We start from the raw sequence: 12,481 nt of genomic DNA on the forward strand, positions 1-12,481 counted from the left end.
TTGACGAACAAGACGCGACCAACCCTGTCCCCGGCGCGCTGGTATGTCGTCACGATCCTCGCCCTCGTCTACGCGCTCAACATTGCGGACCGCTACGTCGTCTCGACCGTGCTCGAGCCGATCCGCAAGGAGTTCGGTCTGAGCGACACCGGGGTCGGCTGGCTGACCGGCGTGTCGCTCGCGATCTTCTACATTTTCGCAGGGCTGCCGATCGCGCGCTATGCCGATCGCGCGAACCGGCGCAACATCGTCGCGGTCGCGCTGATCACCTGGTCGGGAATGACCGCGCTGCTCGGGATGACGCAGAACTTCTGGCAGTTCCTGCTCGCGCGGATCGGGGTCGGGATCGGCGAGGCGGGGTGCACGCCGCCCTCGACCTCGATCATCGCTGACAATTTTCCGCGCGGGCGGCGCGCCTATGCGCTGACGCTATGGGCCCTCGGGCTGCCGCTCGGCGCTTGGCTCGGGTCGAGCGTCGCGGGCCAGATCGTCGATCATTTCCATAGCTGGCGAGCGGCGTTCGTCGCGCTCGGCGTGCCGGGTGTGGTGTTTGGGCTGGTCATCCTGCTGACTGTGCGCGAGCCGATCCGCGGGCGGTTCGAACTCGTCACCGAGACCAGCGAACCCGCCGCGACCTTCAGCGAGACCTGCCGCTTCCTGTGGAGCCAGCGCTCGGCGTGGCACATCAATGCGGCGGGCGCGGTGATCTGCTTGTGGGGCTGGGGTATGCTGTTCTGGATGCAGACCTATTTCGAACGCGCCTACGGCCTGTCCACGTCGGACGCGGGGGCGCGGCTCGGGACGATCTATTTCTGGGCGGGAACGCTCGCGACGATTGCGACCGGGGCGCTGCTCGCACTGCCGCAGATGCAGGATGCCAAGCGCATTGCCTGGTTCCTGGCAGGGATCGTGATCCTGTCGACGATCCCGTCCTTCATCATCTTCTGGACGCACTCGTTGACGGTAGCGACCGCTATGCTGTGGCTCGTGATCCCGTGCGTATACCTCTACATGGGGCCGACGATGGCGTTGCTGCTCAACTTCCTCCCGCCGACGATGCGCGCGCAAGGGATGGCGATCAGCCTGCTCGCGGCGAACGTCTGCAACCTGATCATCGCGCCGACCGCGGTCGGCTGGATCAGCGATACGCTCGCGGCGCGGCTGGGCAACAATGCGGAATCGCTGCGCTACGCGCTGCTGGCCTTGTCGCTCACTGGCTTCTGGGCCGGCTATCATTATCTGACCAGCGTGCGGACCTATGACAGCGACGATGTCCGGCTGGGGCATCCGGCGAAGATCGCCGAACCGTCGACGCTCAAACAGGCCTGACCGGCATGGCGTTCCTTGCCATGGCGCTAGCGACGCTCCTGTCCGGATCGACGGTGGTGCCGGCGGTCGATTACGCGCAGACGGGAAACTGGCTTTGCCGCCCCGGTCGCAAGGACGTCTGCGCCGCCGATCTTGCGTTGACGGTGGTTGATTCGCGGAACGCATCGCGGGTGGAGCGTGGGCCAAACCGCGGGCCGGACGCGGTGGATTGCTTCTACGTGTACCCGACGGTCTCGCTCGACCCGGGCGGCAATAGCGACCTGACGCCCGATCGTAGCGAGCGCGAGATGACCGAGGCGCAGTTCGCGCCGTTCCGCAGCGTCTGCCGGACGTTTGCGCCGCTCTACCGGCAGGTGACGCTCACGGCGCTACGAAAGGGCCTTGGCGGTGGCGCAAATCCGGGCGATTTCGATCTCGCCTATGCCGATGTTCGGGCCGCGTGGCAGCACTATCTCGCGCACGACAATCACGGTCGGCCGTTCGTCCTGATCGGGCACAGCCAGGGGTCGTCGTTGCTCAAGCGGCTCGTCACGGAGGAGATCGACGGCAAGCCGGTCCAGCGCCAGCTGTTGTCCGCGATCCTGCCGGGGACGGCGGTGCTGGTTCCCCCCGGGCGCGACGTCGGGGGAGATTTCCGGACGATCCCGCTTTGCCGCCGGGATGCGCAGATCGGGTGCGTCATGAGCTGGGCGAGTTACCGCGATACTGTGCCGCCGCCGTCCAATGCGGTGTTCGGCGTGTCCCGGCGACCGGGGCTGGTCGCCGGTTGCACCAACCCGGCGCGGCTCGACGGCGGCGAGGCCCCGCTCGATGCGCGGTTCGGCGCGCCGTGGTGGCGCGGTGGGGTCGCGCAATATCAGCGTCCGGCAACCGGATGGAGCGTCGCAGGCAAGCCGATCGTGACGCGCTACGTGGCGGTGCCAGGAATGCTTTCGGGGCGCTGCGTCACGTCCGCTGTGGCGAGTCATCTCGCCGTCCGTGTCGCTCGCACAGCCCTGTCCGAAACGGTCGCGGGAACCGCGACGATCGGAGATGCCGCTTACCCCGACTGGGGGTTCCACGTCGTCGACGTCGCGATCGTCCAGGGTGATCTGCTGCACCGCGTGGCGGACCAGTACGGCGCCTATCGTCGCCGCGCGCGATAACGGACCGGCCGGGTCGAAACCCGGCCGATGCGCGATCAGAAGCTGACCTTCGCGCGGAAGCCGATCGTCCGCGGCCGGGCGAGCGTCACGCGGCTGCCCGCCTGATAGACCTGATAATAGGTCGCCCGCGCGATGTCGGTCACGCGCACGCCATTGGCGAGGTTGGTCCCGTAGACGCCGAACTCGAACTGCCCGACGTTATAGGTGACCGCCGCGCTGACATTATGCGTCGCCGGGATGACGGCGAAGCTCTGGTTGAGGCCGTTGCGGGTCAGCGTGCCATTGGTGATGACGGTGCTGAACGGGTTGAAGTTGGTGTTCTGCGACGATTGGTACTGATACCCCGTCTGCACATGCAGAGCACCGTTGCCGACCGGGCGATCGTAGAACAGCTGGAGGTTGCCGGTCCAGCGCGGGTAATACGGCGTGCGGTCGCCGTCGAACGCGCCGACCGTCGGGATGTCGCCGTTGGCCTTGGAATCGTTGTACGATCCGCTTGCCGATACGGTGATTTCGGGCGTCGCCTTGATCATCGTCTCGAGCTCGACGCCCTTGCTGGTGACGCGCCCCTTGTTGTCGGTGAAGAAATACGAGCAATCGAGCCGCAACCGGGTCTGCACGTCGCGCCAGTCGATGTAATAGGCGCTGGCGTTGAGCGTCACGCGGCCGCCCGCGAGCTTCGCCTTCTCGCCGATCGTGTAGTTCCACAATTTATCCGGCCCGAACGTCAGCGGCGCGGCGTTGTAGCCGTATCCGGCCAGCTGGCTCGTGCATTGCTGTGCAATCGACGGGTTCTTGCCTGGCGTCGTCGTGTCGACCGGCACCGGCTGGTTGCCGCCGCCATAGCGGAAGCCCTTCGCGGCCTCGGCATAGACCATGAAGTCCCGGTCGAAATGGTAGGAGACGTTTGCGCGGGGATTGACGCCGTTCGATTTCAACGTCGCGTTGGTCGTCAGCGGCCGATTGTTGATGACGCCGTATACGCCGCTTTCGAACAGGTAATAGCGCTCCTTGAAGTTGAAGTAGCGTAGCCCGGCGGTGAGATCGAGTTTCTCGGTCGCGTGCCACGTGCCGTCGGCATAGAGCGCGATCTGATGTTCGTTGGTGTCCTGCAGCCCCGAGAAGATGTCGTTCGACTGGAACGCGGCATCGACCAGCCTTGAGTCATACAGGCCGTTCGGCGTGTTGTAAGGCCCGGAGCCATTCTGGTAGGACAGGGTGTCGAAGCCGGCGACCGGAATGTCCTGCCGCAAGTGGCGCTTCTGTTTTTCGTAGAAGGCGCCGACCGTCCACGTTAGCGGACCGCCCGGCTGCGACACCAGCCGCCCTTCGAGCATATAGTCCTTAATCTTCTGGTCGATCTGGTACAGTTCCGCCGGGATCTGACGTGCCAGCGTATCGCTGTAGGCGGTGGGCGCCTCGTACAGCGGATAGGTGTTGGTCTGCGGCGTCAGCGGCGAGCCATAATCCTGGAAGAAATAGCCAATCTGCGGCTCCAGGCTGGCGTCGAAGCCGATCGCGCGGTCGGTATAGGCACCCGTCACGATCAGATGTGCAAAACCGGCGTCATAGTCCGCCCCCAGCGTATAGAGGCGGAACCGATCGTCGGTGCCTTCCGGCCCGTTGGTCAGCACCGTGTAGGGCTTGAGGCCATCGAACGCCGAGTTGAGCCCGTTGGCGATGCTGCGTTCGTAGGTGACCGACGCATCGACCGTCAGCGCTGCGTCCGGCGTCCAGCGCAGCGCGACGCGGCCCTGGTATGTGCTGTTCCGGTTGGCGTCCTGCTTGTTGCGCAGCCCGATATTGTCGATGAAGCCACCGTCGCGCCCGACGTAGAAGTTCGCGCGCATCGCCAGCGTGTCCGAAACGATCGGCAGGTTGAGCATCCCGCGGAAATTGAAGCCGGGCTCACCGTGTTCGGTCGTCAGCACGCCGGCCTCGGCAGTACCGAAGGCGCGGGTAAGGTTGGGCTTTGCTGTGACAAAGCGGATCATCCCCGCCATCGAGCCCGCCCCGAACAGCGTTCCCTGCGGACCGCGGAGAATCTCGACCCGCTCGAGGTCATAGACCTTGAGGTCGGGTGTCTGGCCCTGAACCGAGATCGGCGTGTCATCGAGGTAGACGGCAACGAGCGAGCGGTCCGACGTGTCCGAGGTACGATAGGGACCGGTCGCGAGACCGCGCATGTTGAACTTGTTGAAGCCCGGTGCCCCTTCCGTGATCGACAGCGAGGGCGTGAACTTGGCAAGATCGGACAGATTGCCCTGGCCGGACTTGGTCACCTGATCGACGTTCACCACGGAAACCGCGAGCGGCACGTTCTGCAGCGATTGCGCGCCAGAGCGGTTCGCGGTGACGACGATGTCGGTGAGTTCCGGGTTGCCCGACGACGTCTGGTCCGCGGGCGGCGCGGACTGCGCCTGAGCGGCGATCGGCAGCAACAGCGACAGGCTCGCCGCGGACGCCGTCCATCGCGCGGCCGACGCCGCATATCCAGAGAACCGCCGAATGTGACGCAGTGACTTCATCTTACCCCCCAAAGGTTGATCGATCGTCGCCAACATGCCGGGGGGCTTTGAGGATGGCGCGCGTTTTCGCGGTCGCGCATCGAGGCGGGCTCCCTGTCAACATGAAGGCTGTATGAATTAGTTAAAGCCGTGAAACAGAATAATGGGATGCCCTTATGCTATTTTGCGATCGTGGCGATATGCTTTTTTGGCCACACTATGGCGCGGAGCCACGTCGGCCGGGATCGAGCCCACGGACATCTGACGATATCCGGCGTGACGCGCGCGGCAGTAATGGCTACGCTTGCGCAGGCATATGAGGCCAACCGCCGCGAGGACGGTTGGAGCGGCTGTGAGTAACGATCCGACGATGGTAACGAACTTGGACGGTCCGACGAAAAGCGGATCGAATGCACGTCCGGCGGCGGCTTCACCGTCGGCATCGTTCGACGCATTCGATTGGGCGACAACACCGCTTGGCCCGCGGGACGCGTGGCCTCAGTCGTTGCGAACAACCTGCGAGTCGATGCTCGAATCCCGTCAGGCAATGTGCGTGTGCTGGGGCCCGGAGCTTACCCTGCTTTACAACCAGGCGTATGCGCCGTTTCTCGGGTTGCGCCATCCGGCGGCGCTGGGGCAGCCGATCGCCCGGGTCTGGGCAGACGTTTGGCCCGATATTGCGCCATTCGTTGACCGTGCTCTGGCCGGCGCCGCGGTATGGTTCGAAGACTTTCCCTTGGTCCTGCACCGCAATGGCTATCCCGAGGAAACATGGTGGAATTTCTGCTACAGTCCAGCGCGCGACGATCAGGGGGACATCGTCGGCTTTCTCAACGTCGCGAGCGATGCCACGGCCGGCGTGCTCGCCCGGCGGGAGGCTGCGGCTGAGCGCGAGCGTCAACAGCGCATGCTGCAACAGATGCCCGGGTTCGCGGCGCTGTTGTCGGGGCCCGAGCATCGTTTCACCTACGTCAACGACGCCTATGTCGAAATGTCGGGCGCGCGGGACTATGAAGGGCGGACCATCCGCGAATGTTTCCCCGAACTGGCCGCGCAGCAGTTCTTCGGCTTGCTGGACACGGTGTATCGTACGGGTGTCCCGTTCGCGGCGCGAGCGATGCCGATCGAACTCCATCAGGATCGTGGAACCCGGTTCATCGATCTGCTGTATCAACCGATCCGCGACGACGCCGGCCACGTGACGGGCATCTTCGTCGGCGGGTATGACATTACCGATCGGGTCCGGGCCGAGGCAGACCAGCACGAGAGCGAGACGCGTTACCGCACGCTGTTCGAGGCGATCGATTCGGGCTTTTGCATCATCGAACTGCGGTTCGACGCCGACCGACGCCCGGTCGACTATCGCATCGTCGAGGCGAATTCGGCGTTCGAGCGCCAGACCGGGCTGGTCGGCGCGACCGGGCGTTGGATCCGCGAGATCGTTCCAGATCTCGAGCAACATTGGTTCGATTTCTACGGGCGCGTCGCGCTTACCGGAGAACCCGCGCAATTCGAGAACGAGGCGACCGCATTCGGCCGCTGGTACGATGTCCACGCGTATCGCACCGGCGCGCTGGAGCAGAACCGCGTCGCGGTACTGTTCAACGACATCACCGACCGACGCCGTGCCGACCGGGCGTTGCGCGAACTCAATGAAAACCTGGAAATGCGGGTCGAGGAAAGGACCGCGGAGCGCAACCTCCTCGCCAAGATCATCGAAAGCACCGATGTGATGGTGCTGGTCAGCGACCTCGACTACACGATCCTGGCGATCAATCGCGCCAATGCCGACGAATTCGAGCGGATCTACGGCGTCCGGCCCGCCGTTGGCGACAACATGCTGGACCTGCTCGCCCACCTGCCCGAAGAGCGGGCGGCGGTACGCGAAACCTGGGGACGCGGACTGGCGGGCGAAGAGATTACCCTTCTGACGCAGCATGGCGCTGCCGATCGCGACCGGCCCTGGTATGAGGTCAAGTTCCGGACGTTGCGCGACGCTCAAGGTACGCCGGTCGGCTGTTACCAGTTCGTGACGGACGTGACCCAGCGGATCCGGGATCAGGAACGGCTCGACGATGCGGAGGAGGCCCTGCGGCAAAGCCAGAAGATGGAAGCCATGGGGCAACTCACCGGCGGGGTTGCGCACGATTTCAACAATCTCCTGACCCCGATCGTCGGGTCGCTCGACATGCTGATGCGGCGTGGCGTCGGTGGAGACCGCGAGCAGCGGTTGATCGATGGCGCATTACAGTCCGCCGAGCGTGCCAAGACGCTGGTGCAACGCCTGCTCGCCTTTGCCCGGCGTCAGCCCTTGCAGCCCGTTCCCGTAGACGTCGCGGCCCTGGTCGCGAGCATGGCTGGGTTGATCGAAACCACGCTTGGCCCGACGATCAATGTCAGGCTCGTTCTGGCGCCGGATCTTCCGCCGGCGCGCGCCGATGCCAATCAGCTCGAAATGGCGTTGCTCAATCTGGCCGTCAACGCCCGCGACGCGATGCCCGACGGGGGAACGCTGCAACTTTCCGCCCGGCATGAGCACATTGCGGCGCATCACCAGACCGGACTGGTCGCCGGGGATTATGTCCGGCTTGCGGTCGTCGATTCCGGCGAGGGCATCGATTCGGCAACCCGTGCGCGCGCGATCGAGCCATTCTTTTCCACCAAGGGCATTGGCCAGGGCACGGGGCTCGGCCTGTCGATGGTGCATGGGCTGGCGGCGCAGCTTGGCGGGGGGCTGGCGATCGACAGTTCTCCCGGGTTGGGGACCACGATCGCATTGTGGTTGCCGGTCAGCGCAACCGCGCCCGTTAGGCAAGGTGAGGACCAGGGGAGGCAGCGCCGACCGGCGCACCGCGCGCATGGACGCGCCTTGCTGGTCGACGACGAGCGGTTCGTGCGGTTGAGTACGGGGAACATGCTGAACGACCTGGGCTATGACGTGACGGAGGCGGCATCGGCAGAGGAAGCGCTGGCGCTGCTGGCTGAGGACGATGGTTTCACGCTGCTGGTGACCGATCATCTGATGCCCGGAATGAATGGCACAGAGCTGGCGCGCACGGTGCGCGCCACATGGCCGCGCCTTCCGGTCCTGATCGTGTCGGGCTATGCCGAACTCGACGGCGTCGCGTCCGATCTGCCCCGGTTGACCAAGCCGTTTCGCAGCGCCGAGCTGGCCGCTGCACTTGCCGAGATGACACAAGCGTAACACGGGCCACGACAAAAAGGCCGCCTGATCCGTCGACATGCCGCGTCGGATGGCGCAAGAGCACGCATGTTCCCGGGCAGGGTGCCCGGCGACGAGGGAATACGCGTAGATGATCCGCCGCCACCATGTCCGCGTGCCCGTGGCGGCACGCCTGGCACCGATGGTGCTGTTGTTGGCCTTGTGTGGCTGCAGCGCGCTCGATCACGGTTTCCTCAATGCCGCTGGGCCGGTTGCGACGGAGGAACGGCACCTCTTCTTCATCGTGTCCGCCGTGCTGGTGTTCGTCGCGGGCCCGGTGCTGCTGCTGGTTCCGTTGTTTGCCTGGCATTACCGGCTCGGCAATGCCGACGACGCGTATCGGCCGAACTGGAACTTCTCCTGGTGGGTCGAGGGCCTGATCTGGATCCCGCCAATCGGCATCGTGATCGGCCTTGCGGTGTTGTTGTGGAACTGGACTCACCTCGACGATCCGTATCGCAAGCTTGCGGGTGGTCCGCCGATCGAGGTCAAAGCGGTCGCGCTCGACTGGAAATGGCTGTTCATCTATCCCGACGAGGGCTTCGCGACGGTCAATCAGCTGGCACTCCCGGTCGGGCGCCCGATGCACATCCGGCTGACCAGCGGAACGGTGATGCAGTCGCTGCTGATCCCGCAACTTTCCGGGCAGATCTACGCCATGGCTGGGATGACCACCGAGCTCAACATCGCTGCGTCGCGGCCGGGCCGATATCTCGGGCAGAACACGCAATATAACGGCGCGGGTTTTGCGCGGCAGAAGTTTACCGTGCTGGCGCTGTCGGGAGCGGACTATCAGGCGTGGCTCGGCCGGGTGCATCGTGCGCCCGCAATCCTCGACCAGGCGGCATGGCACACGATGTCGCAACGGATGGTCGCACCGCACCCACGCTTCTTCGGCGCGGTCGTGCCGGGGCTGTTCCAGCGCGTGCTGACCGAAACCTCCGGTGGGGCGCATGCCGCAATGACCGCGCATGCGGCGGAATTGGCGAAGGACGCACGATGAATACCCCTGTCTGGCCGCTTCTGCTCGGTCGGTTCGAATGGCGCGACCTGCCGTTCGTGCGGGCGGTCGAAAACCCCAGTGCCAGCGAACTGATCGGCGCGTTTGCCGGCGGGCTGGTCGTCGTCGGGGCCGTCGTCGTTGCCCTGTTGCTGACCCGCTACGGCAAATGGCGCTATCTTTGGTCGGAGTGGCTGACCAGCCTCGACCACAAGAAGATCGGCATCATGTACATCGTGCTCGCCTTCGTGATGCTGTCGCGGGCGCTGGTTGAGGCAATGCTGATGCGCGGACAGCAGGCCGTCGCGATCAACAATCCCGGCTTCCTCACGCCCGACCATTTCGGCGAGCTGTTCAGCACGCACGGATCGATCATGATCTTCTTCATGGCGATGCCGTTCCTGACCGGGTTGATCAACTACGTGATGCCGCTCCAGATCGGGGCGCGCGACATGGCGTTTCCCTGGGCCAATTCGGTCGCCTTGTGGCTGACCGGCGGGGGCGCGGGGCTGATGATGGCATCGCTGGTGGTCGGGCAGTTCTCGACCGGCGGATGGACCGGCTATCCGCCCTTTACCGAGCTTGCATTCAGCCCCGATGTCGGACCCGATTACTGGATCTGGGCGGTGTCGCTCGGCTCGATCGGATCGACCATGGCGGGCATCAACATCGCCTGCACGCTCTACAAGCAACGCGCGCCGGGCATGGCGTTCATGGCGATGCCGCTGTTCTGCTGGACCAGCCTGTGCACCGCGATCCTGATGATCTTCGCCATGCCGCCGCTGACCGTCGCGACCGCGCTGCTCGCGCTCGACCGCTATCTGGGGTTCCACATGTTCACCAACGATCTCGGCGGGAACATGATGAACTATGCCAATTTGTTCTGGCTGTTCGGCCATCCCGAGGTCTACATCCTGATTCTGCCCGCATTCGGTGTCTATTCCGAGGTGGTGTCGACCTTCTCGACCAAGGACCTCTACGGCTACACCTCGCTCGTGCTCGCGACGATGGCGATCGCGGTGCTGAGCTTCACCGTCTGGGTCCACCACTTCTTCACCATGGGGCAGAGCGCCAATCTCAACGCCGTGTTCGGCATCGCGACGATGACGATCGGCGTGCCGACCGGGGTCAAGATCTACGACTGGATCTGGACGATGTTCCGCGGCGAGGTGCGGTTCACGGTGCCGATGCTGTATGCCCTCGCGTTCATGATGACGTTCGTCCTGGGCGGGTTCACCGGGATCCTGCTGGCGATGCCGCCGCTGGACTATCTCGTGCACAACACGTTGTTTCTGGTGGCGCACTTCCATAACATGCTGATCCCAGGGCTGCTTTACGGGATGCTGGCAGGATATCACTACTGGTTCCCCAAGGCGTTCGGGTTTCGCCTGGACGAGCGTTGGGGGCGGATTGCCTTTACCTGCTGGGTGGTCGGTTTCTATCTCGCGTTCATGCCGCTGTACGTGCTGGGCGCGAGCGGCATGGCGCGACGGACGCACGAGATCTTCGATCCGTCGTTCCGGCCATGGCTATACGTTGCGCTAGGCGGGGCAGGGGTCCTGTTCTGCGCCTTGGCGTCCCTGTTCGTCCAACTGATCGTCAGCATCCGCAACCGCGCGCATACGCGCGTCTTCGCGGGGGATCCGTGGGACGGCCGGACGCTCGAATGGTCGATCGCCTCGCCGCCGCCCGAGTATAATTTCGCGCGCGTCCCGCAAGTCGAGGGCCGCGACATCTTCTATCGGCGCAAGCATGCCGATGGGCAGGCACCGCCCTATGCCGCCCCCGCATATTACGAGGATATCGTGATGCCGCGGAACAGCGCGACGGGGGTGGCGATCGGTCTGTGCGGCGCGGCGGCGGCGTTCGGGGTCATCTGGCACATCTGGTGGTTGGCTGTCGTCGGTCTGGCGGCGATGGTGGGCGCGCTGGTCGTACGCAGTTTCGGTCGCAACCAGCATCGCACCCTGCCGGCAGCTGCCGTCGAGGCGGAGGATCGGCGCTGGCGGGCAGCGCTGGCTGCGGCCCGGGCGGTGCCACGGCAACACGAGATGACCGATGCGAACGAAGGGTTGGCGCAGTCATGAGCGAGCGCGCGATGCCGAACCACGCCGCAGCGGCCGATGCCGAACAGCTGGACGACGACGAGGAAGACACCGCGCTGTTCGGCTTCTGGATCTTCCTGATGAGCGATGCCGTGATCTTCGCGCTGCTGTTCGCGACCTACGGCACGATGACGCTGGCGACCGCTGGCGGCCCGACGGCGGCCTCCGAGTTCAAGCTGCTGCCGACGTTCATCGAGACGCTGTTGCTGCTGACCAGCAGCGTCACCTTCGGCCGCGCCTCGATCGCCATGAAATATGACGAGCCACGCCGCAGCCTGTTTTTGTGGCTGTTCGTGACGCTGGGACTGGGACTGGCCTTTCTCGCGTTCGAACTCAAGGACTTCGCGGACATGTTCGCGGATGGCGCCTATCCGATGCGCAGCGGCTTCCTGTCGGCCTTTTTCGCTCTGGTGCCGCTGCACGGGTTGCACGTGCTGGCGGGATGCTTCTGGCTGGTCGTGATGATCGTCCAGGTCGGCGTGCTCGGGCTCGACCGGCGGGTGAAGCTCAACCTGCTGCGGCTGGGGCTGTTCTGGCATTTTCTCGACGTGGTGTGGATCGCCATTTTCTCGATCGTCTATCTGGGCGGGCACGGCGCATGAAGAACGCGGACGAACGGCGCGGCGAATTGCTGACCTACGGCATCGGCTATCTGCTTGCACTTGCGCTGACCGGGGCGGCGTTCGCGGCGGTGGTGTGGCCCGCTTTCCCGGCGGGGACGACGTTCGCGATCGTGCTGGGGCTCGCGCTGGTGCAGGCGATCGTGCACTTCCGGTGTTTCCTGCACATCACGATGCAGCGCGCCTCTCGGCATGACCTGCAACTGATCCTCTTCTCGACGCTCATCATCGTGATGATGGTCGGAGGGACGCTCGTGCTGCTGATGAACCTGCGCGGGCGCATGATGTAGCTGCGGGGCGTTCTCGTTACCGCTTCATGCCCGGCGAAAGACCGGCACCCGCGAGCGCAACGGGGAAGCTCGAACGTAGCGCGCGGCGTGCTGCCACTTTCGCGGGGAAGCGCGCGATGTGACGCACGCCCTGTTGGTAGGCTCGGCCAACAGGGAAGGACAGGGACCGGATAGGCCAAGGGAGCGCACCGGCCGGCCCCTGTCGCATCGTCGCCACCCGAGGGGGTTAGGTAGCGACGAGCTCTGGTCCCGGCACCGGACC

At 64.8% G+C, this 12,481-nt stretch carries 8 protein-coding genes; 7 read left to right on the plus strand and 1 reads right to left on the minus strand.

The features are described 5' to 3' along the window. Together L8G49_RS12120 and L8G49_RS12125 are read left to right on the plus strand one after the other, a co-directional pair. A complete protein-coding gene (locus tag L8G49_RS12120) occupies window positions 1-1,329 on the plus strand; it encodes an MFS transporter (protein ID WP_242185995.1) in 1,329 nt (442 codons plus the stop codon). A gap of 5 nt (window positions 1,330-1,334) precedes the next feature. Continuing rightward, a complete protein-coding gene (locus L8G49_RS12125; RefSeq protein ID WP_242185997.1) occupies window positions 1,335-2,474 on the plus strand; it encodes a DUF3089 domain-containing protein in 1,140 nt (379 codons plus the stop codon). A gap of 35 nt (window positions 2,475-2,509) precedes the next feature. Here the strand turns inward: L8G49_RS12125 and L8G49_RS12130 are convergent, their stop codons facing one another. Further along, a complete protein-coding gene (locus L8G49_RS12130) occupies window positions 2,510-5,002 on the minus strand; it encodes a TonB-dependent receptor (RefSeq protein WP_242185999.1) in 2,493 nt (830 codons plus the stop codon). Between the two features lie 505 nt (window positions 5,003-5,507). Here L8G49_RS12130 and L8G49_RS12135 point away from each other — a divergent pair. From L8G49_RS12135 to L8G49_RS12155, 5 genes are all read left to right on the plus strand, one after another. Continuing rightward, window positions 5,508-8,186, plus strand: a complete 2,679-nt coding sequence (locus tag L8G49_RS12135) for a PAS domain-containing protein (RefSeq protein WP_242186002.1) — start codon at window positions 5,508-5,510, stop codon at window positions 8,184-8,186. Between the two features lie 109 nt (window positions 8,187-8,295). Next, window positions 8,296-9,207, plus strand: a complete 912-nt coding sequence (locus tag L8G49_RS12140; RefSeq protein WP_242186004.1) for a cytochrome ubiquinol oxidase subunit II — start codon at window positions 8,296-8,298, stop codon at window positions 9,205-9,207. Then, the gene (locus L8G49_RS12145; RefSeq protein ID WP_242186005.1) at window positions 9,204-11,291 is read left to right on the plus strand and encodes a cbb3-type cytochrome c oxidase subunit I; all 2,088 of its coding nucleotides are present in this window, start codon (window positions 9,204-9,206) and stop codon (window positions 11,289-11,291) included. Before L8G49_RS12140 ends, L8G49_RS12145 begins: the two co-directional genes overlap by 4 nt. Further along, window positions 11,288-11,911: a cytochrome c oxidase subunit 3 gene (locus L8G49_RS12150; protein ID WP_242138952.1), complete on the plus strand. Its 624-nt coding sequence runs from the start codon at window positions 11,288-11,290 to the stop codon at window positions 11,909-11,911. The genes L8G49_RS12145 and L8G49_RS12150 overlap by 4 nt, the downstream gene beginning before the upstream one ends. Beyond that, complete coding sequence (locus tag L8G49_RS12155) at window positions 11,908-12,219, plus strand: cytochrome C oxidase subunit IV family protein (RefSeq protein WP_242138953.1); 312 nt, start codon at window positions 11,908-11,910, stop codon at window positions 12,217-12,219. Before L8G49_RS12150 ends, L8G49_RS12155 begins: the two co-directional genes overlap by 4 nt. Window positions 12,220-12,481 lie beyond the last annotated feature (262 nt).

The organism is Sphingomonas sp. CARO-RG-8B-R24-01 (genome assembly GCF_022662295.1).
Lineage (GTDB): Bacteria > Pseudomonadota > Alphaproteobacteria > Sphingomonadales > Sphingomonadaceae > Sphingomonas.

What these genes read in the sequence shown, in the direction of transcription:
- L8G49_RS12135 (WP_242186002.1), top strand. Translation starts at nt 5,508, where the DNA reads ATGCTCGAATCCCGTCAGGCAATGTGCGTGTGCTGGGGCCCGGAGCTT.
- L8G49_RS12145 (WP_242186005.1), top strand. Translation starts at nt 9,204, where the DNA reads ATGAATACCCCTGTCTGGCCGCTTCTGCTCGGTCGGTTCGAATGGCGC.
- L8G49_RS12130 (WP_242185999.1), bottom strand. Translation starts at nt 5,002, where the DNA reads ATGAAGTCACTGCGTCACATTCGGCGGTTCTCTGGATATGCGGCGTCG.
- L8G49_RS12150 (WP_242138952.1), top strand. Translation starts at nt 11,288, where the DNA reads ATGAGCGAGCGCGCGATGCCGAACCACGCCGCAGCGGCCGATGCCGAA.
- L8G49_RS12125 (WP_242185997.1), top strand. Translation starts at nt 1,335, where the DNA reads ATGGCGTTCCTTGCCATGGCGCTAGCGACGCTCCTGTCCGGATCGACG.
- L8G49_RS12155 (WP_242138953.1), top strand. Translation starts at nt 11,908, where the DNA reads ATGAAGAACGCGGACGAACGGCGCGGCGAATTGCTGACCTACGGCATC.
- L8G49_RS12140 (WP_242186004.1), top strand. Translation starts at nt 8,296, where the DNA reads ATGATCCGCCGCCACCATGTCCGCGTGCCCGTGGCGGCACGCCTGGCA.